27 protein-coding genes, 1 other RNA gene and 1 riboswitch are annotated in these 25,655 nt (G+C 35.6%); of the genes, 13 read left to right on the forward strand and 15 right to left on the reverse strand.

What is annotated here, in order from left to right; translation table 11 throughout:
- The first annotated feature begins 388 nt into the window (after positions 1-388).
- Both BQ5209_RS04475 and BQ5209_RS04480 read left to right on the forward strand, forming a co-directional pair.
- Positions 389-565 carry a Sec-independent protein translocase subunit TatA gene (locus BQ5209_RS04475; RefSeq protein ID WP_085247353.1) on the forward strand — a complete coding sequence of 59 codons (177 nt, stop codon included), beginning with the start codon at positions 389-391 and terminating at the stop codon, positions 563-565.
- A gap of 14 nt (positions 566-579) precedes the next feature.
- Positions 580-1,764 (forward strand): FAD-dependent monooxygenase, encoded by a 1,185-nt coding sequence (locus tag BQ5209_RS04480; RefSeq protein WP_143421847.1) that lies wholly within the window; start codon positions 580-582, stop codon positions 1,762-1,764.
- A 13-nt stretch (positions 1,765-1,777) separates the two neighbouring features.
- On the opposite strand, the gene BQ5209_RS04485 is transcribed toward BQ5209_RS04480, so the two are convergent.
- The 4 genes from BQ5209_RS04485 to raiA all read right to left on the reverse strand — a co-directional run bounded on the left by BQ5209_RS04485 (position 1,778) and on the right by raiA (position 5,692).
- Complete coding sequence (locus BQ5209_RS04485; protein ID WP_085247355.1) at positions 1,778-2,989, reverse strand: MFS transporter; 1,212 nt, start codon at positions 2,987-2,989, stop codon at positions 1,778-1,780.
- Between the two features lie 68 nt (positions 2,990-3,057).
- Entirely contained in the window at positions 3,058-4,101 is a 1,044-nt protein-coding gene (gene mutY, locus BQ5209_RS04490; RefSeq protein WP_085247356.1) for an A/G-specific adenine glycosylase, read from the reverse strand.
- 6 nt (positions 4,102-4,107) lie between these two features.
- Entirely contained in the window at positions 4,108-5,259 is a 1,152-nt protein-coding gene (gene pheA, locus BQ5209_RS04495; RefSeq protein WP_085247357.1) for a bifunctional chorismate mutase/prephenate dehydratase, read from the reverse strand.
- Between the two features lie 100 nt (positions 5,260-5,359).
- Positions 5,360-5,692, reverse strand: coding sequence for a ribosome-associated translation inhibitor RaiA (raiA, locus tag BQ5209_RS04500; RefSeq protein WP_085247358.1), 333 nt, complete (start codon positions 5,690-5,692; stop codon positions 5,360-5,362).
- A 235-nt stretch (positions 5,693-5,927) separates the two neighbouring features.
- Between raiA and trmJ the strand changes: the two genes are divergently transcribed.
- Positions 5,928-6,689, forward strand: a complete 762-nt coding sequence (gene trmJ / locus BQ5209_RS04505) for a tRNA (cytosine(32)/uridine(32)-2'-O)-methyltransferase TrmJ (protein ID WP_085247359.1) — start codon at positions 5,928-5,930, stop codon at positions 6,687-6,689.
- Positions 6,690-6,785: 96 nt separating this feature from the next.
- Here the strand turns inward: trmJ and cysS are convergent, their stop codons facing one another.
- The 5 genes from cysS to mog all read right to left on the reverse strand — a co-directional run bounded on the left by cysS (position 6,786) and on the right by mog (position 11,841).
- Positions 6,786-8,177: a cysteine--tRNA ligase gene (cysS, locus tag BQ5209_RS04510; RefSeq protein ID WP_085247360.1), complete on the reverse strand. Its 1,392-nt coding sequence runs from the start codon at positions 8,175-8,177 to the stop codon at positions 6,786-6,788.
- A 172-nt stretch (positions 8,178-8,349) separates the two neighbouring features.
- Positions 8,350-8,595: a GlsB/YeaQ/YmgE family stress response membrane protein gene (locus tag BQ5209_RS04515; protein WP_085247361.1), complete on the reverse strand. Its 246-nt coding sequence runs from the start codon at positions 8,593-8,595 to the stop codon at positions 8,350-8,352.
- A gap of 326 nt (positions 8,596-8,921) precedes the next feature.
- The gene (lysC, locus tag BQ5209_RS04520) at positions 8,922-10,286 is read right to left on the reverse strand and encodes a lysine-sensitive aspartokinase 3 (protein WP_085247362.1); all 1,365 of its coding nucleotides are present in this window, start codon (positions 10,284-10,286) and stop codon (positions 8,922-8,924) included.
- Positions 10,287-10,361: 75 nt separating this feature from the next.
- Positions 10,362-10,535, reverse strand: a riboswitch (Lysine riboswitch).
- 107 nt (positions 10,536-10,642) lie between these two features.
- Positions 10,643-11,101: a transcriptional regulator ArgR gene (gene argR / locus BQ5209_RS04525; RefSeq protein ID WP_065560627.1), complete on the reverse strand. Its 459-nt coding sequence runs from the start codon at positions 11,099-11,101 to the stop codon at positions 10,643-10,645.
- A gap of 161 nt (positions 11,102-11,262) precedes the next feature.
- On the reverse strand, positions 11,263-11,841 hold the full coding sequence (gene mog, locus BQ5209_RS04530) for a molybdopterin adenylyltransferase (protein ID WP_085247363.1): 579 nt from the start codon (positions 11,839-11,841) through the stop codon (positions 11,263-11,265).
- A gap of 214 nt (positions 11,842-12,055) precedes the next feature.
- Here mog and BQ5209_RS04535 point away from each other — a divergent pair, with 214 nt between their 5' ends.
- Together BQ5209_RS04535 and BQ5209_RS04540 are read left to right on the forward strand one after the other, a co-directional pair.
- A complete protein-coding gene (locus BQ5209_RS04535; protein ID WP_085247364.1) occupies positions 12,056-13,000 on the forward strand; it encodes an ABC transporter ATP-binding protein in 945 nt (314 codons plus the stop codon).
- The gene (locus BQ5209_RS04540; RefSeq protein ID WP_085247365.1) at positions 12,993-13,763 is read left to right on the forward strand and encodes an ABC transporter permease; all 771 of its coding nucleotides are present in this window, start codon (positions 12,993-12,995) and stop codon (positions 13,761-13,763) included. The genes BQ5209_RS04535 and BQ5209_RS04540 overlap by 8 nt, the downstream gene beginning before the upstream one ends.
- 59 nt (positions 13,764-13,822) lie before the next feature.
- Here BQ5209_RS04540 and BQ5209_RS04545 read toward each other — a convergent pair whose 3' ends face one another.
- The 3 genes from BQ5209_RS04545 to accB all read right to left on the reverse strand — a co-directional run bounded on the left by BQ5209_RS04545 (position 13,823) and on the right by accB (position 16,371).
- The gene (locus BQ5209_RS04545) at positions 13,823-14,461 is read right to left on the reverse strand and encodes a bifunctional 4-hydroxy-2-oxoglutarate aldolase/2-dehydro-3-deoxy-phosphogluconate aldolase (protein WP_085247366.1); all 639 of its coding nucleotides are present in this window, start codon (positions 14,459-14,461) and stop codon (positions 13,823-13,825) included.
- Positions 14,462-14,529: 68 nt separating this feature from the next.
- On the reverse strand, positions 14,530-15,876 hold the full coding sequence (gene accC, locus BQ5209_RS04550) for an acetyl-CoA carboxylase biotin carboxylase subunit (RefSeq protein WP_085247367.1): 1,347 nt from the start codon (positions 15,874-15,876) through the stop codon (positions 14,530-14,532).
- Positions 15,877-15,915: 39 nt separating this feature from the next.
- Complete coding sequence (accB, locus tag BQ5209_RS04555) at positions 15,916-16,371, reverse strand: acetyl-CoA carboxylase biotin carboxyl carrier protein (protein ID WP_085247368.1); 456 nt, start codon at positions 16,369-16,371, stop codon at positions 15,916-15,918.
- A 371-nt stretch (positions 16,372-16,742) separates the two neighbouring features.
- Here accB and BQ5209_RS04560 point away from each other — a divergent pair, with 371 nt between their 5' ends.
- From BQ5209_RS04560 to BQ5209_RS04585, 6 genes are all read left to right on the forward strand, one after another.
- Positions 16,743-17,789, forward strand: a complete 1,047-nt coding sequence (locus BQ5209_RS04560) for a rod shape-determining protein (protein WP_065586869.1) — start codon at positions 16,743-16,745, stop codon at positions 17,787-17,789.
- A gap of 142 nt (positions 17,790-17,931) precedes the next feature.
- Positions 17,932-18,774 (forward strand): rod shape-determining protein MreC, encoded by an 843-nt coding sequence (gene mreC, locus BQ5209_RS04565; RefSeq protein ID WP_085247369.1) that lies wholly within the window; start codon positions 17,932-17,934, stop codon positions 18,772-18,774.
- Positions 18,761-19,246 (forward strand): rod shape-determining protein MreD, encoded by a 486-nt coding sequence (gene mreD / locus BQ5209_RS04570; RefSeq protein ID WP_085247370.1) that lies wholly within the window; start codon positions 18,761-18,763, stop codon positions 19,244-19,246. Before mreC ends, mreD begins: the two co-directional genes overlap by 14 nt.
- 11 nt (positions 19,247-19,257) lie before the next feature.
- On the forward strand, positions 19,258-20,733 hold the full coding sequence (rng, locus tag BQ5209_RS04575) for a ribonuclease G (protein WP_085247371.1): 1,476 nt from the start codon (positions 19,258-19,260) through the stop codon (positions 20,731-20,733).
- A 136-nt stretch (positions 20,734-20,869) separates the two neighbouring features.
- On the forward strand, positions 20,870-22,327 hold the full coding sequence (gene tldD / locus BQ5209_RS04580) for a metalloprotease TldD (protein WP_085247372.1): 1,458 nt from the start codon (positions 20,870-20,872) through the stop codon (positions 22,325-22,327).
- A gap of 39 nt (positions 22,328-22,366) precedes the next feature.
- Positions 22,367-23,062 carry a DedA family protein gene (locus tag BQ5209_RS04585; RefSeq protein WP_085247373.1) on the forward strand — a complete coding sequence of 232 codons (696 nt, stop codon included), beginning with the start codon at positions 22,367-22,369 and terminating at the stop codon, positions 23,060-23,062.
- A gap of 1 nt (position 23,063) precedes the next feature.
- Here BQ5209_RS04585 and rnpB read toward each other — a convergent pair.
- The 3 genes from rnpB to BQ5209_RS04600 form a co-directional block, all read right to left on the reverse strand.
- Positions 23,064-23,452, reverse strand: an RNA gene (gene rnpB, locus BQ5209_RS04590) — RNase P RNA component class A.
- 180 nt (positions 23,453-23,632) lie between these two features.
- On the reverse strand, positions 23,633-23,995 hold the full coding sequence (locus BQ5209_RS04595; RefSeq protein ID WP_085247374.1) for an outer membrane protein assembly factor BamE: 363 nt from the start codon (positions 23,993-23,995) through the stop codon (positions 23,633-23,635).
- Positions 23,996-24,232: 237 nt separating this feature from the next.
- A complete protein-coding gene (locus BQ5209_RS04600; protein ID WP_085247375.1) occupies positions 24,233-24,496 on the reverse strand; it encodes a helix-turn-helix domain-containing protein in 264 nt (87 codons plus the stop codon).
- A gap of 178 nt (positions 24,497-24,674) precedes the next feature.
- Between BQ5209_RS04600 and BQ5209_RS04605 the strand changes: the two genes are divergently transcribed.
- Positions 24,675-25,031 carry a DNA-binding protein gene (locus BQ5209_RS04605; RefSeq protein WP_085247376.1) on the forward strand — a complete coding sequence of 119 codons (357 nt, stop codon included), beginning with the start codon at positions 24,675-24,677 and terminating at the stop codon, positions 25,029-25,031.
- A gap of 63 nt (positions 25,032-25,094) precedes the next feature.
- Positions 25,095-25,646, forward strand: coding sequence for an RNA chaperone ProQ (proQ, locus tag BQ5209_RS04610; protein ID WP_085247377.1), 552 nt, complete (start codon positions 25,095-25,097; stop codon positions 25,644-25,646).
- Positions 25,647-25,655 lie beyond the last annotated feature (9 nt).

The following is a 25,655-nucleotide window of genomic DNA, read 5'->3' on the forward strand; positions in this document are numbered from 1 at the left end:
CTAAATTTATCGTGGTATTCTATTTATTAAGTTTTTTTTTACTTAAATTTGATATGGATCAAATATTTTTTTATTGTCGATTTATTTGCTATCATTATGTTTTTTATTTATTTATTATTTTTATTTATATAATGATTCAATAAATAGGAGCAAACAAAAGCGTTGACTAAAGCGAAAAAAAATGGATAATAAGAATGGTAAGGATTTTTCATTGTTTTCTTTCCTTATATTCCTTATATTTCATGTTGGCCTGTATAGTTTTATACAGGTCTTTTTTATTCTTGAACTATTCATGAAATCCCACCAAAAGAGTATAATTAACACTTTATTAAATATGTTTTAAAACCTACCCTAAATAACGAGTTATATTTATTGAGAGGATTTGATTATGTCTTTTAGTATTCCACATCTTTTAGTTTTTCTTGCCGTGGTTATTTTATTATTTGGCACTAAAAAATTGCGTAATTTAGGTTCGGATCTTGGTACTGCATTAAAAGGCTTTAAAAAAGCGATGAATGATGACGAAGTTGAATCAAAACAAGATGATAAGTTAGATAATAAATAGTGATAATTACCGGTATGAATATTCAATTTGATGTGACAATTGTAGGTGGGGGATTAGTAGGGTTAGCGACAGCCTGCGCACTTAGTCAATATGCACTAAACATTGCAATTATAGATGCTAAAATTCATCAGCATGCATCATTGTCACATAGTGAAATAGGCATTAGAGCCTCAGCTATTAATGGCGCAAGCCAACGGTATTTTTCGCAAATCGGTATATGGGATAATCTGTGCGCTAGTCGACGTGTACAAGAGTTTACCGAAATAGGTGTATGGGAAAAATATGGTCAAGCTCATTTGTCTGCTCATGCTAAAGATTATGGTTATTCAAATCTTGGATATATAATCGAAAATAATGTTATTTCTCATTATCTTTACCAATATGCTAAAAAGTGTTCCAATATTCATTTTTATAATTTTGAAGCAATTGATTGTACATTTAATGACGATTTTGCCTTTTTGACACTTGCAGATAAAACTGTTTTACAATCTAAATTAATGATTGGTGCTGATGGTGCTCATTCTTGGGTACGTAGATGCAAAAATATTTCTGTTTTTGAACGCGATTATCTTCATCATGCTGTTATTACAACTGTTGAAACTGAGTATCCACATCAATCTTGTGCTAGACAAGTGTTTTATCCTAATGGGATTATCGCTTTTCTTCCGCTTTGGGATGCCAATAAAAGTTGCTTAGTTTGGTCTACTAAACCGGATAATGCGGCAAATTTAACCTCGCTTTGTGAATCTGAATTTTCAAATCAATTACTAGCGTTAACGGGCGATAAAGTAGGCAAATGCCAATTAATTAATCCGCGCATGGTCTTTCCATTAAAAGCGCGTTTTGCAAAACAATTTGTTAGACATCGCTTAGTACTGATTGGTGATGCTGCGCACACGATTCATCCTTTAGCTGGACAAGGCGTGAATTTAGGGTTTCAAGACTCCGCTTTATTAGTTTCGGCTATTAAACAATCACTTGATACACAAAAAGATATTGGACTTGTAAATAATTTAAAGTCATTTGAGTTTAACCGTCGTAAAGATACGTTAGTGATGCTCACAGCCATGAGAACAATTCAAGATATGTTTAATGGAGATAATGTGCTGAAAAAGACATTAAGAACCATTGGCATGAATGCTATTAATCACAGTTCACTATTAAAAAAACAATTGATCAAATACGCTATGCATATTTGATTTAGGTCAACATTTAGTTAATGTGATTTTTGTCAAAAAGTTTCAGGTAGGCATGCGTTTTAGTATAAAAAAGCCAGCACATGATACCTAATATTGCTAAAGACGTGCTTGCAATGATTATCGCTATCCATCCGTAATGACTAAATAAATAGGTCGAACCCACAGATCCTAGCATTCCGCCAATAAAATAACATACCATATAACCTGTATTCATTCGGCTGCGTGCTTCGGGTCTGATTTGATAAATAGCATTCATATTCGACACATGGGTAACTTGTACGGCTAAATCTAACAAAATTACGCCGAAAATTAAGGCGAAAATTGAATATTTCGCTAACGATAGAGGTAACCAAGCTAACAGCAATAAACATAATCCAATAGTGGTTGCAATAAAACCTTTGCCTTTATCTGATAATTTTCCCACTATTGGTGATCCCATTGCACCAGCCGCACCAGCAAGTCCAAATAAGCCAATAATAAAATCAGAATAGTGGTATGGTGCATTAGTTAGTAGGAAAGCAAGAGGTGTCCATAATAGCGAAAATAGTGCAAATGATATAATGGCTAATAGTGAACGAATTCTAAGTGTTGGCTCTTGTTTATATAATAAAGCAATCGACCATAACAGCTTAAAATAATTAATGTTAACATCGCAACGATAACTGGGTAGCGAAACCCAGAGTAATAGCGTCACAATGGCCATAATACCTGTTGCAATCCAATACACATCATGCCAATCGGCAATGGTTGAAATGGCACCCGCAAAGGTTCGACCTAATAAAATACCTAGTAACATACCACTCATTAACGTGCCCACGATTTTACCACGATGTTCTGGTCTTGATAATGTAGCTGCAAAAGGAATTAAGACTTGTGCTACCGTTGAAAATAACCCTGTCATAGCTGTGCCTATTATAAGCATTTCTATATTTTGAGATAAAGCGCTTACCATCAGTCCACAAGTGGATAATATCATTAAAATAATAATCAATCTTTTACGCTCTAGTTTATCACCAAGTGGTGTGATAAAAAGTAAGCCTACAGCATAACTAAATTGTGCTGCCATAATGATTGATCCTGCATTTTCTACTTTTATATGCAGATTATTTGTAATCGAATGTAATAGCGGCTGAGCATAATAATTGCTAGCTATAGTAATACCAATAGCAAAAGCCATTAAAAACACTAAGTAGCCAGATAAGCTTTGATGTTGTTTGCTTTGCATAACTTAATAGAGTAAAAAATAATGAGTAATTATATACTAAAAATAATGTAGATTCTGATAAAGAGGCGTTAATAACTCGTTTGTTTTAATAAGTTATAAACCGGCGTTGCTAAGCCTATTTTGGCATTGTCAGAGTTAAGATTATACCAATAGCCACAAGATTCATCCCAACATTTTGTATAATTAGTGATAACACAATGGATAGGAATAATATCTAAGTGAAAATGGCTAAAGGTGTGGCGAAAAGCAATAAGTTGCTTTGGTTTTGTTGTTTCAATGCCTTGTTTTTTTAACCAGTCAGTTAATGCTTGCTTACTTGAAAACTGAGGTAAACAATATAGTCCTCCCCAAATACCCGATGGTGGTCTTTTTTCTAGCCAAATAGCTTGATGATATTCAAGCATTAAAAAATAGGCTGTTTTTTCAGGAATAGTCTTTTTAGGTTTGGGGGCTGGATATTGTTGCCAAGTTTCATTTTTATAGGCAAGGCAATGATTATGTAAAGGACATAAAGTGCACTTAGGTTTAGTGCGAGTACAAACCATTGCCCCAATATCCATCATAGCTTGATTAAATTTTGCAACCTCTTTTTGAGGGGTAACTTGCTCACTCAATTGCCAAAGCTTATTTTCAACAGTTTTAATACCTGGCCAGCCTTCAACTGCAAAATATCGGGTTAAAACACGTTTTACATTGCCATCTAAAATTGGATAATGCTGATTTTGTGAAAGTGATAAAATTGCTCCTGCAGTTGAACGCCCAACACCGGGTAGGGCGATGACGTCGTCAAATTGTGTAGGGAACACGCCATTAAACTGTTCGGCAATCATTTGTGCTGCTTTATGTAAATTGCGCGCTCTTGCATAATAGCCAAGCCCTGTCCAAAGATGCAACACATCGTCAATTGGTGATGTTGCTAGGTCAGTAACCTTGGGAAATTGTTCAATAAAACGGTTAAAGTAAGGGATTACCGTTGCAACTTGAGTTTGTTGCAACATCACTTCTGATAACCAAACATGATAAGCGCTTTTTTCGATTTGCCAAGGTAGCGATTTTCTACCGTACTGTTCATACCAGTTAAGTACAGCTTGCGAAAACTGTTGCATAGTCATAGTTATTTACATTACAGCAACAATGGAATCACTTGGATAGCATCCGAGCACCTTGGTATATAACGTCATTGATGCTAGTTCTTTGAGTGCTGTTTGCATTTCATAAGAATGAATATTGCCTTGCAAATCAATATAAAACATTTCTTCCCATGGTGTACCATGAATTGGGCGCGACTCAAGTTTAGTCATGATGATGTTATGATTACGTAATACTAATAGGGCATCAACTAAAGCACCTGCTTGTTGACCTGTCTTCATTAAAATTGTGGTTTTAGCTGGAATTTGTTCCGAAACCTCAATAGGCTGACGAGCCAGCACAATAAACCGAGTAATGTTTTCTTTTTGATTCGCAAAGTTATGTTCAAGGACTTGCAGTCCATATAATTCACCGCCATCTTTATTACCCATTGCAGCAACATTAGGTTGATTCAATTTTGCAACAGTTTCCATTGCTGACGATGTACTGTCGCAGTATACAATCTTCCAATGTGGATAGCTTTCTAGAAAGTTACTGCATTGTTGGAATGGTTGTGGATGGCTATAAATGGTATCAATTTGTTCAATTTTTGAATTTGGCCCGGCAAGAACACAATGATCAATAGGTAAAGAAAGCTCACCAATAATGTGTAAATTGGTTTTTTGCAATAAATCATAAACTTCATTAATTGAGCCCGAGCTAGAATTTTCTATTGGTAAAATTCCATAATCTACAGCACCATTTTCGACTTGTTCAAAAATGTCTTTAAAGGTTGAACAGCTTAATTCAATCATTTCATCTAAATGAGCGCTTGCATAATGGCGTGCTGCGGAATGAGAATAAGATCCTTTTGGCCCTAAAAAAGCAACTTTGGCCGTGACAATAGTGCCGCGATTAAGTTTTTCTTGTAAGATTTTTTGTTGTAATAGTACAGAATCTTCAATAATTAATTGATATAAGCGTTTAATGAATAGATCATCGAGATGATAATTTTTGCCTTGATTGATTAAAGCTTTTATAAGTAAACGCTCACGCTCAATATCACGTACCGGAATGTTTGCTTCAATTTTAGTATGAATTACTTGCGTTGAGAGTTTGCGACGTTCAGCAATAAGTTCTAACAACGTTTTATCTAGCTCATTAATCTTATCTCGTAAAGGTAATAAAGGGTTTGCGCTCATTTTCATCAGATATGTAAAAAAAGATAGTTTGTATTATAACAAGCAAAAAAATAAAGGCACTATCAAAGTGCCTTTTTATTAGATCGTGAAAATAGATTAATTAAATTTCTTCTTCTAATACTGCATCTTTTATGCTGTTAGCCGCACGGCGAGCTTCGCCTTTATGTTGTAGCTTATTAAGTTGTTTTTCAAGTTTATCAATAAGATCGTTAATTGCAGCATACATATCAATATGTTTGGCAGATGCAACTAATGGCGTTCCTTTGGTGGCAATTGTTGCATCAACAATAAATCCGTCTGGTTCTTTGGATAAAATAAAATGAGGGTTGATTAGTTGCGCTCTCCATTTATCTAATTTTGAAAACTTATCTTCTAGATAGCTACGAATTGCAGGGGTAATATCCATTTGTTTACTGGTAATACTTAACGCCATAGTTGACCTCCGCTTTTTATCAATAAATCTAACCTTTTTAAAAATTGTTATCACTACATTGGCAAATTATTTTAGTCTCGTCAATAAGATATTGGTTATTGATCACATTTTTGTGAATTTAATTCAAAAATAGATTCTATTAATTAGCTATTGCATAACAGTGGGGCTGAAACTGATTTTACTATATACTGTGTCAATAAGTATTTAGTTTATTCTGCGTTATAAGATATTTTCAATGAATGAGGATAATGTGAGTTATTTAGATAATGTAAAGATTGTTTTGGTTGAAACATCTCATACAGGTAATATGGGATCTGCTGCAAGAGCAATGAAAACTATGGGATTAACGAATCTTTGTTTAGTTAATCCCGTCATCAAGCCTGATTCTCAATCGATTTCGTTAGCGGCAGGTGCAAGTGATATTATTAAAAATGCACAAATTTTTTCGTCGCTTGAACAAGCTATTGCCGATTGTACTTTAGTGATTGGCACTAGTGCCCGTTCCCGTAGTTTGCAATGGCCACACTTAACTCCAAAAACATGTGGAGATAAGATTATTCAAGAAGCAACTAAGAGCTATGCCCAAGTCGCTTTGGTGTTTGGGCGTGAACGTGTCGGTTTAACGAATGAAGAATTGCAAAAGTGCCATTATCATGTTGGCATTCCTGCTAATCCTGATTATAGTTCTTTAAATCTTGCCATGTCGGTGCAAGTTTTGTGTTATGAAATTCGTATGTCAATGTTAAACCTTGAAAATAACATATCAGAGCTAAAAAATATGAATATGTCAGAAACTGAATTTCCTATTGATGCCGATATAGAGCGTTTTTACCAGCATTTAGAACAGACTTTATTATACACAGGTTTTATTAAGTCCAACCATCCGGGGCAAATTATGGGGCGTTTACGTCGATTGTTTACACGTGCACGTATTGAACAACAGGAGCTGAATATTTTGCGAGGTATTTTAACTTCGATTGATAAAACGTTACGCTAATCACAAATAATAACACCCACGAGGTTGTGGGTGTTATTTTTCAATCGACAATGTTTAATGCGCTATTTATTCATCAAACTTCTTATTTTGATAATATTAACTTTTTTTCCGCCATGTTGTACCATTCGCGCCATCTTCAAGTACAATATTCATTGCATTTAATTTATCGCGAGCTTCGTCGGCTTGTGCCCAATTTTTGCTTGCTCTGGCTTCGTTTCGTTGTTTAATTAACGCTTCGACTAATGTAATGTCAACATCATCTTGCTGATTACTTTGTAAAAATTCTACGGGATCTTGCTCTAATAGTCCAAGTACTGCTGATAAATAACGTAATTCGGCAGCTAATTCATTTGCAAGTGACATATTATTGTCAGCTTTGGCTTTATTGATTTCACGAGCCAAATCAAAAAGAGTTGAATAAGCTTCCGGTGTATTAAAGTCATCATTCATTGCATCACAAAATTGGCGATAATAATCGCTGTCAGGTGTTATGTGTGGATGAGTTGGATCCGTATCTCGTAGTGCTGTATAGAGTCTCTCTAGTGCCATCCTCGCTTGTTTTAGATTTTCTTCACTATAGTTGAGTTGGCTTCGATAATGACCTGATAGTAAAAAGTAACGCACTGTTTCGGCATCATAATGTTTTAATACATCGCGAATTGTGAAAAAATTATTGAGTGATTTTGACATTTTTTCTTGGTCTATCATAACCATGCCGGAATGCATCCAATAATTGACGTATTGACCATCATGCGCACAGGTTGATTGGGCAATTTCGTTTTCATGATGTGGGAACATTAAATCTGAGCCACCACCGTGAATATCAAAGTGATTACCTAACTGATAACTATTCATCGCCGAACATTCAATGTGCCAACCTGGGCGACCTTTACCCCATGGCGAATCCCAACTTGGTTCATTCGGTTTTGACATTTTCCATAACACAAAATCCATTGGATTACGTTTAACATCAACCACATCAACACGAGCACCAGCTTGTAGTTGTTCTAAATTTTGTCGCGATAAAACACCATAATTAGGATCACTGTCTACTGAAAACATTACATCGCCGTTATCGGCAATATAAGCATGATTTTTGGCAATTAATTTTTCAACTAATTGGATGATTTGTGGCATGTGATGAGTAGCACGTGGTTCTATATCAGGGCGTTTTATATTCAGTGCATCAAAATCTGCATACATTTCTTGTAGCATTCGATCGGTAAGTTGATCGCAACTCTCGCCGTTTTCGAGTGCACGTTTAATGATTTTGTCATCCACATCAGTAATATTACGTACATAAGTTAAATCATAACCTAAAAAACGTAAATAACGGGTGACAACATCAAATGCAACAAAAGTACGCCCGTGACCAATATGGCAAAGATCGTAAATGGTTACTCCACAAACATATAGCCCAACTTTATTTGGGATAATAGACTGAAAAATTTCCTTTTCTCGGGTTAATGTGTTGAATATTTTTAACATTATAATCTACAAGTTGAAATTGATAGGTTTAATTAAATAATATAACAAAATTCTGGATATGACGAAATTACTTATTACGAACTTTGAACTAAAAAGGGAAATATATTTAAGGGTATAAAACTTAAGAGTTAGTTAAATTGGCGGTAAAACCGCCAATTTAACTAAAAACAAATTATTTCTTTATGTGACGATAGATATAAATGACTATAACCGAACCAAGTACTGAAATTAACAAACTAGGGAAGTTAAATCCAGTCACACTACCCCAACCAAAGAAGGTGCTAATATAGCCACCCACTAAAGCACCTGCAATGCCTAATAAAATAGTTTTAAGTACACCTACACTTCCTAGTGGCATAAAAAACTTGGCAATCCAGCCGGCAATTAATCCTAGAATTATCCAACTTATAATACCCATGATAATTTCCTCTTGTTATTGAAATTAATTTTAGTTTACTCAAATTAATTAAAAAATCTAACAGAAGTTGATGTTCAATGTAATAGCTTTAATCGATTAATTAAGAGTAATAAATCATATTCAAAATATATTAATAACTAATTATAATAAAGAAGATAGATATTTAATTTAAAGACTAACGTTATGAATACAATAGTTAAAAAATTATTGATTCATTGATGATATTTTATAATCATTTTTAATGAAAGTTAATTTATTTTACAGTGATTTTCTAAATCTTAACATCTGTTTGAGGTAAGAAGGGAGAGTTAATCTCCCTTTTAGTATTATGATTCAAAAATGGTTTTATGCAGAATTTTAATAATTGACTCTGCGTCGTTACTTTTTGCTAATAGGCAAAGATTGTGAGTACTTGCCCCATAACAGCAAAGTCTAATAATAAAATCATCTAATACACCAAACACCTCTTTTGCTATACCTTGTGTTGAAGTTAGGTTATTTCCAATAATAGCAATTAATGCTAAGTCCTCTTCAACTGTTACATGACACACGGTTGATAGTTCATCAAATAATTCTTTTGTTAACAAACTATTGCCGTTAGTGTTAGTGCCTGTAGTATCAATAGTTAATGCGATACTTACTTCTGATGTTGTGACTAAATCGACCGAAATATTATGTTTGGCTAATATTGTAAACACATTAGCTAGAAAACCTTGTGCATGTAGCATGTTTAAACTAGTAAGTGTTAATAATGTTTGCTTGCGACGTAGCGCTAACGCTCTAAATACTGGTAATTTAGATGTAATGCTGTTAGTGTTGTAAACAATAGTTCCTCCTTCTTGAGGCGCTTTGCTTGAACCAACAAAAACAGGGATATTGCTACGCACTGCTGGTACTAGTGTTGCTGGGTGTAGTACTTTTGCACCAAATGTTGCCATTTCGGTTGCTTCTGCAAATGATATTTCATCAATGCGTTTAGCTGCTGGCGTAATACGAGGATCGTTAGTATAAATTCCTGCAACATCAGTCCAAATGTCAATTTGGGTGGCATTCAATGCTTCACCTAATAACGCTGCGGTATAATCGCTTCCCCCACGGCCTAAAGTGGTGGTTTTGCCTGAACTTTCACTACCGATAAATCCTTGTGTTACAACGATGCTATGACTGTTTAGTGATTTTAAATGCGCACAGCAAAGCTGTTTAATATCTTCAATTTTAGGTGTGGCTTTACCAAATTTATCATCGGTGCGCATAACTTTACGGACGTCAAACCATATGGCATTTTTTTGTTTTTCTTTCAATATTTCGACAAACAGTTTTGAAGACATAATTTCACCGTGACTAACAAGCTCGTCTGTTAATGCTGGTGAAGTAGCTAAACTTGCGGCTTCTGACAAAGAGGCTATGTTAGCAATAATTTTGTCAATTTCAGTTCGTAGTGCGGGATTTTCAGGTAATTGTTCTAAGATGTTGTATTGGATTGATTGGATTTTGGCAATATGTTGAGATCGAACTTCGATATCACGTCCTTCAGCTAAGGCGACTAATAAATTTGTCACGCCAGCAGATGCCGATAGTACCACAACTTTTACGTTAGGATTATTTATTACAATATTGGCACTATTTACCATTGAAGGATAATCGGCAACACTAGTACCACCAAATTTAGCAATTACAAATGATGTTTCCATGAATTCCTCATATTAAAAATTTTTATTTTTAACAGAGTTAGAGCGGGCGTGTCCTATTTACAATTAAAAAAGTACAAACCATGAAGTGCTCCACCTGTTAAGGTGACAACCCAAGGGATTCAGCCCTTGCAGTCGATTTGATTGTTTCTGGATAGGCAATCAAACCTCGGCATTACATCCCCTCAATCATTTATTAATGGTTCCAGTCCCTAAAATGATTTACCTGAGTAATGCGCCTCTTCGTTTTGCAACTTCTGTAACGAAGTCAGCGTTATATAAGATTAACGATTTTATTAATTGTGTCAATAGGTTAAATGTTAAAAATTATTAGCTGTAATGCGGGGACATTGCAATTACTATAATTCTCGTTCAAATAATTCGATAATGGTTTGATACAATTTTTTTACTGTACACTCTTTAGTTGGTGTACTAAAAATTGTGTCGTCACCCGCAATGGAACCTAAAATACCTTCTGATTTACCAATTGAATCGAGTAACCGAGCAATGAGTTGGGCTGCACCTGGGCTGGTGCGTATCACCACCATTGAACTATTAAAATCAATATCAATTACTAAATTTTTTAATGGGCTACTTGTAGTTGGTACGCTGATTTCAGCAGGTAAACAATAGACCATTTCGGATTTTGCATTTCGAGTTCTCACTGCGCCAAACTTGGTTAGCATGCGTGAAACTTTGGATTGATTGATATTATCAAAACCTTGTTCTTGTAGCGCTTGTACGATTTCTACTTGCGAACTAAACTTCTCTTGACGAAGCATCTCTTTAAATGTTTTAGTGAGATTAGCTTGTTTCATAATGTTCCTTGGCTTTTACATTGTTACTGTTTTTGCTAATACATGAAGTTATAACACTTATAATAAAATTTTTTTGCTATTTAAATAAAAATAACTTCAGCCATTTTAAATGTATTAGCAGTCATTTTTTATACATAATTATGCATTAAATTTGCATAAAATTAAAGATTTGATTTAATTGCATCCTTAGGACGGAAAGATTTAACTATTTGATCATGGGTTTCAATGTAAGGGCCTCCTAATAGTTGTATACAATAGGGGATGCTGGCAAATATACCACTAACAATTACATTGCCTTGATTGTCTTTAACGCCTTCAAGTGTCTCTTTGATTGATTTTGGTCTGCCTGGTAGGTTTATGATTAAACACTTTTTGCGAATAACAGCAACTTGCCTTGATAAAATCGCGGTTGGTACAAAATGCAAACTGATTTGACGCATTTGTTCTCCATATCCCGGCATCACCCGATCAGAGATCGCAAGTGTTGCATCAGGTGTTACGTCTCTAATTGCAGGACCGGTGCCTCCGGTAGTTAAAATTAAGTGGCAATGTAGATTATCAACAAATTCGCATAATGTTTGTTCAATGATAGATTGTTCATCGGGAATAATACGATTTTCAGTTACAAAAGGCATTTTCAATGCGGTTTGTAACCATGAAACTAATGATGGAATGCCTTCATCTTGGTAAACGCCACTTGAAGCTCTATCTGATACTGAAACTAATCCAATTTTAAACATGATACTTATCCCTTAAGTAATAAAGGCACTTCGCTCCAAACTTGAAACCACACTATTTGTGCCCGATCAATAATATATACTCTATAATCTATACATAATAATTTATGATATAGATAAATCTAAAAATACCTTTACAATGGTTGATTATATTGCCTATTGATTTAACATGATATCATATTATTCCAATAGCAATTTATTCAATTAGGATATATTTATGCCATCAATTCCTGCACTTGAGTTAATCTCACTGAAAAAAATTTATAAAAATGGTATAGAAGCATTAAAAGGTATCAATTTAACTGTACAAGACGGCGATTTTTATGCCTTGCTAGGACCAAATGGTGCTGGGAAGTCAACAACTATTGGTATTATCAGTTCATTAGTTACTAAGACATCAGGGCAAGTAAAAATTTTTGGTTATGACTTAGATAACGATGTTGTCAATGCTAAAAGGCAATTAGGGCTTGTCCCGCAAGAATTTAATTTTAATCAATTTGAAGAGGTGCTACAAATAGTTACTAATCAAGGTGGTTATTATGGATTGCCACGAAAACTTGCATTAGAGCGTGCTGAAAAGTATTTGAGAATCTTAGATTTATGGGACAAACGCCACAGTCGAGCTAGCATGTTGTCCGGTGGCATGAAAAGGCGATTAATGATAGCTAGAGCACTGATACATGAACCCAAATTATTGATTCTTGATGAACCAACCGCAGGTGTTGATATTGAATTACGCCGTTCTATGTGGGATTTTCTACGCGAAATAAATCGGCAAGGTATCACAATTATTTTAACCACCCATTATTTAGAAGAAGCGGAAATGCTATGTCGAAATATCGGTATTATTCAGAGAGGTCAATTGATTGCGAACTCCTCAATGCGTGATCTATTGGCGAAAAGCCAATCTGAAACAATTGTTATTGATTATGTCCCCACATCTGAGCCAATTAAATTACAAAGCTATAATTATTCTGATGTGGAGCCCGGCATGTTAGAAGTGCAAGTAGATAAGCAACATGGATTAAACCAATTATTTGAACAATTAAATCAACAAAATATTAAAGTGATCAGCGTACGAAATAAAGCAAATCGTTTAGAAGAGTTATTTGTTGATCTGTTGCATAATGATACCAACCAAAAAGGTGTTTTTAATGAATAATTTATATTGGATTGCCTTAAAAAGTATTTGGCGTAAAGAAGTGACACGTTTTTTAAGAATTTGGGTTCAAACGCTAATTCCACCCGTTATTACCATGTCTCTTTATTTTATTATCTTTGGTAATTTAATTGGCTCTCGTGTTGGTGAGATGGGGGGATTTAGCTATATGGCATTTATTGTACCGGGATTAATCATGATGTCAGTTATTACCAATTCTTATACCAATGTTTGTTCATCCTTTTTTAGCGCTAAATTTCAACGTAATATTGAAGAGTTATTGGTCGCACCTGTACCAACGCATATTCTTATTTTGGGGTATGTTGGTGGTGGCGTGATGCGTGGTATTTTAACTGGTATTTTAGTGACTATCGTATCACTATTTTTTGTTCGTTACGAAGTTCATTCTTGGTTATTTGTTGTTTGTACATTGCTATTGACCTCAATTCTGTTTTCATTAGCTGGCTTATTAAATGCTGTATTTGCCAAGTCATTTGATGATATAAGCATTATTCCAACATTTGTATTAACACCATTAACTTATCTTGGTGGTGTTTTCTATTCAATTACTATGTTACCGGCATTTTGGCAGTGGGTTTCAAAAATTAATCCAATCGTTTATATGATTAACGGTTTTCGTTATGGATTTTTGGGCGTGACAGACGTGTCGTTATGGATCACATTTTCAATGCTGATTTTGTTTGTTACCGGACTATATGTAATTGCATGGAGACTTATTGAAAGTGGGCGAGGATTAAGAAGTTAATAAAGATAGATGGCTAGTAGTAGCTAACCGCCGATATTATATCGGCGGAATAATAACAGTTATTGCGCACCAGCAACGGCTTGTTTTGCCATTTCAGTAATTTTAGCAAAATCACCTTTTGCAATTGCATCAGTTGGAATAAACCAAGTGCCACCGACGCAAAGTACATTATCCAGTGCAAGGTAATCGCGATAGTTTTTAGGGTTTACTCCCCCAGTTGGACAGAATTTCATATATCCACAAGGGCCAGCAAAAGCTTTTAAAGCTGCAACGCCGCCATTGATTTCAGCAGGGAAGAATTTTAATGCCGTTAAACCATATTCTTGTGCTGTTAATAGTTCAGAAATAGTTGCAATACCTGGAATAACAGGAATAGGGCCATCAACTGCAGCTTTTAAAATAGCGTCAGTAATACCAGGAGTGATAATAAATTGAACGCCGGCTTCGGTGACTTGTTTTAGTTGCTCAACACTTGTAACTGTTCCTGCTCCAACCACTGCTTCAGGAACTTCTTTGATGATTTTTTTTATGGCATCAATTGCACAAGCTGTTCGTAACGTCACTTCCAATACTTTGACGCCACCAGCAATGAGAGCTTTGGCTAGTGGTACAGCATCTTCAAGTCGTTCAATGACAATAACCGGAACAACAGGCCCCATGGTTAAAATTTCTTCAGCACTTTTTTGCCAATTTTTCATTTATATCTACCCATATCTTATTGATACTTAAATATAGCAATAATCCCTAATTGATAGGGATTATTTTGTTATTCATAAATACCTAATTTTTTTTCTAAATAATGAATGTTGGTACCACCTTCTTCGAAGCCTTCATCATTCATGATTTCAATATGAAGATCAATATTGGTTTTAATACCATCGATAACCAGCTCCGCTAAGGCATTTTTCATCCGGGCAATAGCAACTTCGCGAGTTTCACCATAAGCAATTAATTTACCAATCATTGAATCATAGTAAGGAGGGACAGTATAACCAGCATAAATATGCGATTCCCAACGAATACCAAAGCCACCTGGCGCATGAAAACGGGTAATTTTTCCTGGTGATGGCATAAAGGTTTTTGGATCTTCAGCATTAATTCGGCATTCAATCGCATGGCCTTTGATTTCAATATCACTTTGTTTAATTGAAAGTGGTCTACCTGAAGCGATTAAAATTTGTTCTCTTATTAAATCAACACCGGTTACCATTTCAGTTACCGGATGCTCTACTTGAATACGGGTATTCATTTCAATGAAATAAAATTCCCCATTTTCAAATAAAAATTCGAATGTACCAGCACCACGATAACCAATCTCAATACATGCATTAACGCAACGCTCACCAATGAATTTACGCATTTCAGGGGTAATGCCAAGTGCTGGAGCTTCTTCCACAACTTTTTGATGACGTCTTTGCATTGAGCAATCTCGTTCACCTAAATAAACAGCATGGCCTTGACCGTCAGAAAGTACTTGAATTTCGATATGACGTGGGTTTTCTAGGAATTTTTCCATATAAACCATATCATTATTGAAAGCTGTTTTGGCTTCCAATTTGGTCATTTTGATTGATTGTTCCAGATCTTTTTCTTCACGAACAATACGCATACCGCGGCCGCCACCACCGCCAGAGGCTTTAATGATAACAGGATAGCCGATTTGTTTAGCGATTTGTTTATTGGCTTCAATATCATTACTTAGTGGTCCATCTGAACCAGGTACACAAGGGACGCCTGCATTTTTCATAGCGTGAATTGCTGACACTTTATCACCCATAAGGCGTATAGTGTCAGGTTTTGGACCAATAAAAATAAAGCCTGAACGCTCGACTTGCTCAGCAAAGTCGGCATTTTCCGATAAGAATCCATATCCTGGGTGAATAGCAGATGCACCGGTTACTTCAGCTGCTGAAATTAATGCCGGAACGTTAAGGTAACTTTTTGCTGAAGCGGCAGGGCCAATGCAGACTGTTTCATCTGCTAGTAAAACATGTTTTAAATCTTTATCTGCCGTAGAATGAACTGCAACAGTTTTAATTCCAAGTTCTTTACATGCTCGTAATATACGTAGAGCTATTTCTCCACGATTCGCAATAAGAATTTTATCAAGCATATTCAATCTCTTAATCGTATAGTCAATAATAAATTCAGATTATTCAATAATGAATAGTGGCTGATCAAATTCAACTGGTTGACCATTTTCAACCAAGATGGCTTTTATTGTACCAGCTTTTTCTGACTCGATTTGGTTCATCATTTTCATCGCTTCAACGATGCAAAGCACATCGCCAACATTTACAGTTTGACCAACTTCAACAAAAGCTTTTGATTCTGGACTTGGTGTACGATAAAAAGTACCAACCATTGGTGATTTGATTGTTGAGCCGTCAGCTACAACACTCTCTGTTACGACTTCAGTTTGAACTGTTGGAGCTACAACAACAGGAGCTGGTTGAGGAATTTGTATATTTTGTACTGGCGCCGAATAGTTTGTAGTAGGCGCTGAACGACTAATTCGAACAGATTCTTCACCTTCAGAAATTTCAAGTTCAGAAATACCTGATTCTTCAACTAATTCAATTAATTTTTTAATTTTGCGTATATCCATGAATTACACCGTGTTTATTTGATATAAGTAACAATTATTTAATGCATCCTTATTATTGGCTAACAGTGTTGTTTTCGCCGATAATAAGGTTGTAACTCAACATTAACGCGGAAGAATACACTGTAAAACCGAATTTGTCATTATATATCTCCTTTACAAACACTTGTTATACTATTTCTAGGTATTATTTTATAATTGCGATACAATAATTAGTGTCAATTACAATTGAGGTTGGCTATGGTTTGAAAGAGGTAAATAATATTCTATTTTGTTTGAATAAATTTGGAAATATATATTTTTTTGATTCCATGGTTTGTTTTTAAATATTAAAATATACTTAATCAAGATTAATTCTAGGAAGAGTTTTTATTATGTTAAAAAAAGTTCGTGGCTTGTTTTCAAATGATTTATCGATAGATTTAGGTACAGCAAACACACTTATTTATGTGAAAGGACAAGGTATCGTTTTAAACGAACCATCAGTTGTAGCGATTCGCCAAGATCATCGCACAGGCACACCCAAAAGTGTTGCTGCTGTTGGACATGCTGCGAAACTGATGTTAGGCCGAACGCCTGGTAATATTGCCGCCATTAGACCAATGAAAGATGGTGTTATTGCTGACTTTTCAGTCACTGAAAAAATGTTACAGCACTTTATTCGCCAAGTTCATAGCCATAGTTTTTTAAGACCAAGCCCCCGTGTACTTGTTTGTGTTCCTGTCGGCGCTACACAAGTTGAACGCCGTGCTATTCGTGAGTCAGCATTAGGAGCAGGTGCTCGTGAGGTGTATTTAATTGAAGAGCCAATGGCAGCTGCTATCGGTGCTGATTTACCTGTCTCTGCACCAACTGGTTCAATGGTTGTTGATATTGGTGGTGGAACGACGGAAGTCGCTGTTATTTCGTTAAATGGTGTTGTTTATTCTGCATCTGCACGTATTGGTGGTGACCGATTTGATGAAGCGATTATTAATTATGTTCGTCGTAATTATGGTGCATTAATTGGTGAGGCGACGGCTGAAAAAATTAAACATTTTATTGGTAGTGCTTATCCTGGAGATGAAGTGCTTGAAATTGAGGTTCGTGGACGTAATCTTGCTGAAGGTGTACCGCGTAGCTTTACTATAAATTCTAACGAAATTTTAGAAGCGCTACAAGAACCATTAAGTGGCATTGTCAGTGCGGTTAAAGTTGCGTTAGAACAGTGTCCACCAGAACTTGCTTCCGATATTTCTGAGCATGGCATGGTTTTAACTGGCGGTGGTGCTTTATTACGTAATATTGATAAATTATTAGCAGCTGAAACCGGTATCCATGTTGTAGTGGCTGAAGATCCGCTAACATGCGTAGCAAGAGGTGGAGGCAAAGCGTTAGATATGGTTGACATGCATAGTGGCGATCTATTTAGTGAAGAATAATTGCTACCTGATTGTTAATTAGTTTCATGTTGATGAAGCGATTAGTCAGTAAACATCTCATATTTTCTTCCGCCGACATTGTCGGCGGATTCATTTCTTGGAATAATTAGATCTTGAATATAAAACAGGTAAGTACTGGACAATGAAATTACTTTTTTCTAAGCGCTCTCCCCTCAGTGTACAATTATTTACTTCTTTGGCGTTAGCCTTGGTGCTAATTGTATTAGATATCAATTATCGCCCGTTTAAAGAAATTCGTTATTATTTAGATACCATTATTTCGCCTCTTTATTATGTATCAAATGCACCAAGATCTTCGTTTGATTCGCTATATGAGATGTCAAAAACGCGAGAAACCTTAATAAAAGAAAACGAAAAATTACACGCAGATTTATTGGAACAAAAAAACGATTTATTATTACTTGAGCATTTAAAACATGAAAACAATAGACTTCGCGAATTATTAGGTTCCCCATTAAGACATGATGAACATAAAATGGCTGTACAAGTATTGCTTGCTGATACGGATCCTTATGCTTATCAATTTGTTGTAAATAAAGGCGCACAAGATGGAGTTTATGTTGGACAGCCTGTCGTTGATGAAAAAGGTATTGTAGGACAAATTTATGAAACATCTCAGTCCACCAGCCGTGCAATTTTAGTATGTGATTATCAACATGCAATACCAGTACAAGTACTAAGGAACGATATTGGCATGGTTGCTGTGGGTAATGGGTGTAATAATGATTTAACATTAGAGTTTATGCCTAGTAACGTTGATATAAAAGTAGGTGATGTTTTAGTGACTTCCGGACTTGATGGTCGTTTTCCGGAAGGATACCCAGTAGCAGTAGTCAGTTCAGTAAAACTTGATATTACCGATTCAACCCCGATTATTTCAGCAACACCAACAGCAGATCTGAAGCGTTTACGTTATTTATTGTTATTGTGGGGAAATCAAGGAGTAAAATATGAGGGATCGTAATCGAATATTGATTATTTGGATGACACTATTAATTGGCTTATGTTTACAAATTATCCCGTGGTCATCATCATATAACATATTTAAACCACATTTGCTGATCCTCATTTTAGCTTATTGGTTGATAGCGCTTCCTCATCGTGTTGGGATTGGTACCGCTTTTGTATTTGGTGTGATGATGGATTTAAGTTCTGGCTCAATTTTGGGGATCCACGCTTTTATTTATTCATTTATTGCTTATTTAATTGTTTTTAATTTCCAATTAATACGCAATTTAGCTTTATGGCAACAGTCGTTTATCATTTTAGGGATTTCGATTTGTTATAATTTATTGGTATTTTTATTTCAAGTCAGTATTTATCATACGATAACGATATCACCATTGATTTTGCTATCAAGTTTTATTGATGGCTTATTATGGATTGCCATCTATCTATTTTTACGACTAATAAGACGAAGCTTTGCTATCGATTAAAAGGGAATCTTATGTCTGTTGAATTATTAATGAATGTAACGCCATCTGAAACTAGAGTTGCTTACATAGAAGATGGTGTATTGCAAGAAATCCACGTCGATCGTGAATCTAGACGTGGTATCGTTGGGAATATCTATAAAGGAAAAGTGATCCGTATTTTACCGGGTATGCAAGCTGCGTTTGTAGATATCGGCCTTGAGAAAGCCGCTTTTTTGCATGCATCAGATATTATGCCTCATACAGAGTGTGTATCTGATACTGATCAAGAACAATTCCAAGTAAAAGATATCTCTGAACTTGTGCGCCAAGGACAGGACTTAATGGTGCAAGTGGTGAAAGATCCACTCGGAACCAAAGGCGCTAGACTTACAACCGATATTACTTTGCCATCACGTTATTTAGTATTAATGCCAGGTCCAAATTCTGCGCATGTGGCAACTTCACAACGCATAGAGAGCGAACAAGAGCGCGAAAGGTTAAAAAATATTGTTGAGCAATATGTGACTGACGAAGGTGGTTTTATTGTTAGAACAGCTGCTGAAGGTGCGAATGCACATGAGTTAGAGCAAGATGCTAATTTTTTAAAAAGACTTTGGACTAAAATTCAACAGCGTATGGCTCGTCCGGTAAGTAAGAATCTAGTTTATGGGGAATTAGTATTATCACAACGAGTATTACGTGATTTTGTTGGTGATCCCATTGAACGAATTTTGGTAGATTCAAAATTAACTTATGATTTACTGGTTGAGTTTACGCAAGAATTTATGCCCGAAGTGACCAGTAAATTATCACATTATCGTGGTAATATTCCGATATTCGATCTTTATGATACCGAAAATGAGATTCAAAGAGCACTAGATCGTAAAGTAAAGTTAAAGTCCGGCGGATATTTGATTATTGATCAAACCGAAGCTATGACAACAATTGATATTAATACTGGTGCATTTGTTGGCCACCGAAATTTAGAAGAAACTATCTTTAATACCAATATCGAGGCAACAATAGCGATTGCTCGTCAATTGCGTTTACGTAATTTGGGCGGCATTATTATTATTGATTTTATTGACATGCAAGAAGAATTGCATCGTGAGAGAGTTTTGCAATCGCTTCAAGATTCTTTATCTAAAGATAGGGCTAAAACGACTGTTAATTTATTTTCGACCTTAGGTTTAGTCGAAATGACACGCAAGCGAACACGCGAAAGTATAGGCCATATTTTGTGTGAACAATGCCCCGCATGTAAAGGTCGTGGTATGGTCAAGTCAGTTGAAACTATCTGTAACGAAATATTACGTGAAATCGTTCGTATTTATAAAGCGCATCACTCAGAGTACTTTTTGGTTTATGCCTCAGCAGCTGTAGCTAATGCTTTAACTAATGATGAGTCTCATGCATTAGCTGAAGTCGAGGTGTTCGTTGGTAAACGCGTTGAAGTAAAAGTTGAACCGCTTTATATTCAAGAACAATATGATGTAGTGTTAATGTAGTAACCACTATTAAAAAAATAGTTTCAGGGAACTATGCGTTTGAGTATAAAAATGATGTAAGCTAAAAATTATTATGATCGAATATTTATAAACGGTCATCAAAAAGCTTGCATCCACAATTAAAATTAAGGATTTTATGACACTAATTCAAGTGAGCGAACGATTGCTCAATACAAACAATCTAAGCCAACAAGATATTTTGCATTTACTTGATATGCTAAGTTCAAGGCAAATTGATTTTGGTGATTTGTATTTTTTATCTGGCTATTATGAAAGCTGGTTACTTGAAGATGGAATTATAAAAAATGCCTCATTCCATCGTGATCAAGGTGTTGGTGTTAGAGCTGTTGTGGGTGAAAAAACAGGCTTTGCTTATACCGATCAGCTTTCCTTAGCACGTTTAGAACAAAGTGTATTAGCGGCAAATTCAATCACTAAATTACAAACACCCATAGCTGTGACGCCGATTAAATCTACTAAAACAGTATCAATCTATTCATCAACCAATCCGATCAATTCGTTTTGCCAGGAGCAGAAAATTGCGTTGTTGCAACAAGTTGACATGTTAGCGCGCTCAATTGATCCAAGTGTTATTGAAGTATCAGCCAGCTTAACGGGTAGTTATGAAGATATTCTAATTGCAGCAACAGATGGTACACTATGTGCCGATATTCGTCCTTTAGTTCGTTTGTCGATTTCTGTTTTGGTCGAAAAAGAAGGTAAACGTGAGCGTGGGAGTAGTGGCGGAGGGGGACGTTTTGGGTATGAATATTTCCTAACAATCAATCCTAAAACATCAGAAAGTTATGCTAATAGCTACACGCGAGAAGCCGTACGCCAAGCACTCGTGTCCCTGTCAGCAAAAGCCGCACCCGCTGGCACTATGCCTGTTATTTTAGGTGCTGGTTGGCCTGGTGTATTGTTACATGAAGCTGTAGGCCATGGTTTAGAAGGTGATTTTAACCGTAAAAATAGTTCAGTGTTTTCCAGAAAAATTGGTGAACAAGTTACCTCAGAATTTTGTACCATTGTCGATGATGGTACCATCGACAATCGCCGAGGATCACTTTCTATAGATGACGAAGGTACACCAAGCCAAAAAACAGTCCTTATCGAAAATGGTATCCTAAAGGGCTATATGTTTGATAAACTCAACGCAAAACTGATGAATACGCATTCAACGGGCAATGGGCGTCGTGAAGGGTATGCTTGCCTACCTATGCCAAGAATGACAAACACCTATATGCTGGCGGGGAATTCCTCTTTTGACGATATCATTAGCAGTGTTGATTATGGGCTTTATGCACCGAATTTTGCTGGTGGGCAAGTTGATATCACTTCCGGTAAGTTTGTTTTTTCAGCCTCAGAGGCCTATTTGATTGAAAAGGGTAAAATAACAACGCCGGTAAAAGGTGCAACACTAATTGGTTCAGGTATTGAAACCATGCAACAAATATCTATGGTGGGTAATGACCTTGAACTAGATTCAGGTGTAGGAGTTTGTGGTAAAGCAGGTCAAAGTGTTCCTGTTGGGGTTGGGCAACCGACTTTGAAAGTGAATAATTTGACCGTTGGCGGTACCATTAACCACTAAAACCACTAATAACGATACATCAATAGGATTTCAAAATAGATGGAAACAATAATTACACTTTATCATGCGTTTATTAATTTGGATATTGCAACGCTCTCAAATCCTAATGTGCTATGGACACTATATGGCATGTTGTTTGTTATTATCCTTTTAGAAAATGGAGTCTTACCAGCAGCTTTTTTGCCTGGAGACAGTCTATTATTCTTAACGGGTGTATTAATTAGTCAAAATGTGTTTCATTTTGGTTTAATTAATCTTATTTTGATTGCTGGCGCAGCTTTAGGTACTTGGTTAGGTTATGCACAAGGTTTGTGGCTTGGTAATACTAAGCTTGTACAAGGTTGGATGGCGCATATACCAGAAAAATATCATCATAAATCTGAAGTATTATTCCATAACTATGGATTACAGGCACTATTTATTGGACGATTTATTGCTTTCGTACGTACATTATTACCAATGATGGCTGGATTATCAGGATTACATAGCCGAAAATTCCATATTTATAATTTGATTAGTGCAACATTATGGATTTTCTTGATTGTGACCTTAGGTTATCTGTTTGGGTTATCGGCAATTTTCAAAGATTATGAAAAGCAGATCATGGTTCTGCTAATGTTAATACCTATCTTTTTATTGGTGGTAGGATTGATCTTTTCGGTTTTTCTTGCAGTTAAACGCTCAGTCAGCAATAAAAAGCAATCTAAAGTTGCATCAAATCATAATAAAAATTAGAAGGTGAAATTAACCGATAAGCCGGGTTCTGTCGTGGACAATCATTCCTCTAGGCTAATACTCACGTATTAGCTCAAGCAGTCTACCCGGATTCAACGCGGGCCGCGCCAATGAATCCCTATTTGACCTTGCTCCGAGTGGAGTTTACCGTGCCACAACTGTTACCAGTTGCGCGGTGTGCTCTTACCACACCCTTTCATCCTTACCTGATCTTATAACATAAGCCATCGGCGGTTTACTTTCTGTTGCACTAGTCGTGAATTTTCGCTCTCACAAAAATCCCCCAGGCGTTACCTGGCACTCTGCCCTATGGAGCCCGGACTTTCCTCCCCTCTGTTTGTCTCCTTTAATCAAGGACAACAACAAAGCAGCGATTGTCTGGTTAATTTCACCGATTGAGTATAACGTAATGTATAATTTTGTCCAGCATTGTATTTTCTTTTAATCATTTTGTTAATGAAAGAATCACGGGAAAAATTGTTTTGAAATAGGGTATCTATTGATAAAATAACCGATACTATCTAAATAGCACATCCAGCGATGTGCTTTGAGTTTAGGGTATAAATTTAACTACCATTTTTTCTGTTCGTAAGATTCATCATAGTTAAACCAAGTTACCACGCCGTTTGACAGGATAATATCAAGCGTGCCTTCAATAATATTGAATTGTGTTTCACCGATAATCATATGGCTGGTTGAACTTTTTTTTACATATTTATATGTCCATTGTGTTTCATTTTCATTAATTTTTTTTTGGTTTGTTGGTTTACCAAATAGGGTCATTATCTGGGATTGTGTCGTGGAACCTTCGACTATATTCCTTACTTTTTCTTTACTTAGCGGGGTACCTTGCTCTACAAAATTTTTTTGTGAACAGCTTGATAATAGTATGATGGAGAGTAATGCGATAAGGTATTTTTTTGCATTTTTCATTGTATTATTACCTGATGATTAATACTTTTTATTGGTAATCACTAATAATAACATATGTTGGATAACGTTCAATATGAACTAATATTTATATTTTTTGAAAAATCAACTAATATTCAATCACACCAAAATCGTTATTAATAAAAGAATATGGAAACAATTATTTGTGTTTCTGTATGTTTCCATATTTTCTATAGTATTGTTTTTGATTTGTTTTTTGCTTATAGATTATTCTAAAAATTATTCTTTACTCTGCCTGATTACGCGCTTTATCGGTTGCTTTGTTTTCGAATTAATATAACGACTAGGCCAAATTTGATGGGGTTCTAAATTTAATGCTTTGGCTATAATGATCTCTCCTTTCGTCCAGGGACGGACTAATGCATTGCTAAGTGTTGATGAACTTAAACCTGATTGGCGAGATAGATTTGCAAGTGTAGTACCTTTCTTTTTTAGAGCGGCGATAATATCTGCAGGATGCCAATCATTCGACTTTATTTTCATTTTTTATTTCCTCTTAGTTTATAACCTTATATATCTATGTTATGCTCTGAAGTTACTAAAGCGAGTAAGTTTGCTTTCGAACTTGAATTATTAATAATTATGTGTTTCTTATTTATTGTATCAAAGTTTCTTTAGTTTCTGTAATTTTTTCTTAATGTGTTAAAATAGGATAGTGAAAATGAAAGAGTGGTTTTCATCAAAAGAGCTATCAAGTATTGCTGGGATGCCATCAACGATACAAGGCGTTAATCGAAAAGCAAGAGTTGAAAATTGGACTGCACGAAAAAGAGTGGGTGTTAGAGGGAAAGCTTTAGAATATCATATTGGTAGCTTACCGCCTAATGTCAAAAGAGCATTATATAGTGAAGAAGAGAGTGCTAGTTATGTTGTTTCGCCGATTGAACCGTTACAACTGTGGATGACTGCATTTGAACAGTTAACCACTGATGAACAATCTATTGTTGCTTCGTGGTTGATGCGAAACGGTATTAAAGATTTTATTACTTTTATTAATAAACAGAAAAAAGATGATTAGTGTTATTGTGTAAGCTGCGATATACTTTAACGCTTGTAAAATTTAGTTACTATGGAATAAACAATGGAAAGTCAGTTTCAATTAACAAATAGTAAAGAGATTATTGCTTATTTAGCTCAACAATTCCCGAATTGTTTTACCCTTGAGGGTGAAGCAAAACCATTAAAAATTGGTATTTTTCAAGATATTATTTCTCGTCTAGAGGGTAGTGGTGAAGCGCTTAGTAAAACTAAACTGCGTGCTGCGCTGCGCGCATACACAATGAGTTGGCGCTACTTGTATAGTATAAAAGAAGGAGCTAACCGTGTTGATTTAGATGGTAAACTTCATGAAGTTATCAATCAAGAACAGATGGATCATGCTCAACAACAGTTGAAAGAGAGTAAAGAAAAAGCTAAAGAGCGCTTTAAAGGGCGTTCAAAAGAAAAACGTAAACTTATTCGTTCACCTTCTAAAAAAGCGAAAACTCTAAAAATTGGTGATTTTGTTAAAGTTGTTGTAGGCAATAAACCTATAAAAGTACAAATCATTAACATTGAAAAAGAGCACATTAAAGTAAAGCTTGGTGCGGGTATGGAATTAACGGTAAAACCTGAACTTATTATCAATAAGTAGAGAATTTTA

The sequence above is a fragment of the Gilliamella mensalis genome (assembly GCF_900103085.1).
Classification (GTDB): Bacteria; Pseudomonadota; Gammaproteobacteria; order Enterobacterales; family Orbaceae; genus Gilliamella; species Gilliamella mensalis.

Bases quoted from the DNA above. Each gene is read 5' to 3' on its own strand.
- cysS (WP_085247360.1), bottom strand. From the start codon at position 8,177: ATGTTAAAAATATTCAACACATTAACCCGAGAAAAGGAAATTTTTCAG.
- BQ5209_RS04535 (WP_085247364.1), top strand. From the start codon at position 12,056: ATGCCATCAATTCCTGCACTTGAGTTAATCTCACTGAAAAAAATTTAT.
- argR (WP_065560627.1), bottom strand. From the start codon at position 11,101: ATGAAACAAGCTAATCTCACTAAAACATTTAAAGAGATGCTTCGTCAA.
- BQ5209_RS04595 (WP_085247374.1), bottom strand. From the start codon at position 23,995: ATGAAAAATGCAAAAAAATACCTTATCGCATTACTCTCCATCATACTA.
- accB (WP_085247368.1), bottom strand. From the start codon at position 16,371: ATGGATATACGCAAAATTAAAAAATTAATTGAATTAGTTGAAGAATCA.
- pheA (WP_085247357.1), bottom strand. From the start codon at position 5,259: ATGAGCGCAAACCCTTTATTACCTTTACGAGATAAGATTAATGAGCTA.
- mreC (WP_085247369.1), top strand. From the start codon at position 17,932: ATGAAATTACTTTTTTCTAAGCGCTCTCCCCTCAGTGTACAATTATTT.
- mutY (WP_085247356.1), bottom strand. From the start codon at position 4,101: ATGACTATGCAACAGTTTTCGCAAGCTGTACTTAACTGGTATGAACAG.
- accC (WP_085247367.1), bottom strand. From the start codon at position 15,876: ATGCTTGATAAAATTCTTATTGCGAATCGTGGAGAAATAGCTCTACGT.
- BQ5209_RS04480 (WP_143421847.1), top strand. From the start codon at position 580: ATGAATATTCAATTTGATGTGACAATTGTAGGTGGGGGATTAGTAGGG.
- BQ5209_RS04475 (WP_085247353.1), top strand. From the start codon at position 389: ATGTCTTTTAGTATTCCACATCTTTTAGTTTTTCTTGCCGTGGTTATT.
- mreD (WP_085247370.1), top strand. From the start codon at position 18,761: ATGAGGGATCGTAATCGAATATTGATTATTTGGATGACACTATTAATT.
- BQ5209_RS04605 (WP_085247376.1), top strand. From the start codon at position 24,675: ATGAAAGAGTGGTTTTCATCAAAAGAGCTATCAAGTATTGCTGGGATG.
- lysC (WP_085247362.1), bottom strand. From the start codon at position 10,286: ATGGAAACATCATTTGTAATTGCTAAATTTGGTGGTACTAGTGTTGCC.
- BQ5209_RS04515 (WP_085247361.1), bottom strand. From the start codon at position 8,595: ATGGGTATTATAAGTTGGATAATTCTAGGATTAATTGCCGGCTGGATT.
- BQ5209_RS04485 (WP_085247355.1), bottom strand. From the start codon at position 2,989: ATGCAAAGCAAACAACATCAAAGCTTATCTGGCTACTTAGTGTTTTTA.
- tldD (WP_085247372.1), top strand. From the start codon at position 20,870: ATGACACTAATTCAAGTGAGCGAACGATTGCTCAATACAAACAATCTA.
- BQ5209_RS04540 (WP_085247365.1), top strand. From the start codon at position 12,993: ATGAATAATTTATATTGGATTGCCTTAAAAAGTATTTGGCGTAAAGAA.
- rng (WP_085247371.1), top strand. From the start codon at position 19,258: ATGTCTGTTGAATTATTAATGAATGTAACGCCATCTGAAACTAGAGTT.
- mog (WP_085247363.1), bottom strand. From the start codon at position 11,841: ATGTTTAAAATTGGATTAGTTTCAGTATCAGATAGAGCTTCAAGTGGC.
- BQ5209_RS04545 (WP_085247366.1), bottom strand. From the start codon at position 14,461: ATGAAAAATTGGCAAAAAAGTGCTGAAGAAATTTTAACCATGGGGCCT.
- raiA (WP_085247358.1), bottom strand. From the start codon at position 5,692: ATGGCGTTAAGTATTACCAGTAAACAAATGGATATTACCCCTGCAATT.
- proQ (WP_085247377.1), top strand. From the start codon at position 25,095: ATGGAAAGTCAGTTTCAATTAACAAATAGTAAAGAGATTATTGCTTAT.
- BQ5209_RS04585 (WP_085247373.1), top strand. From the start codon at position 22,367: ATGGAAACAATAATTACACTTTATCATGCGTTTATTAATTTGGATATT.
- BQ5209_RS04560 (WP_065586869.1), top strand. From the start codon at position 16,743: ATGTTAAAAAAAGTTCGTGGCTTGTTTTCAAATGATTTATCGATAGAT.
- BQ5209_RS04600 (WP_085247375.1), bottom strand. From the start codon at position 24,496: ATGAAAATAAAGTCGAATGATTGGCATCCTGCAGATATTATCGCCGCT.
- trmJ (WP_085247359.1), top strand. From the start codon at position 5,928: ATGAATGAGGATAATGTGAGTTATTTAGATAATGTAAAGATTGTTTTG.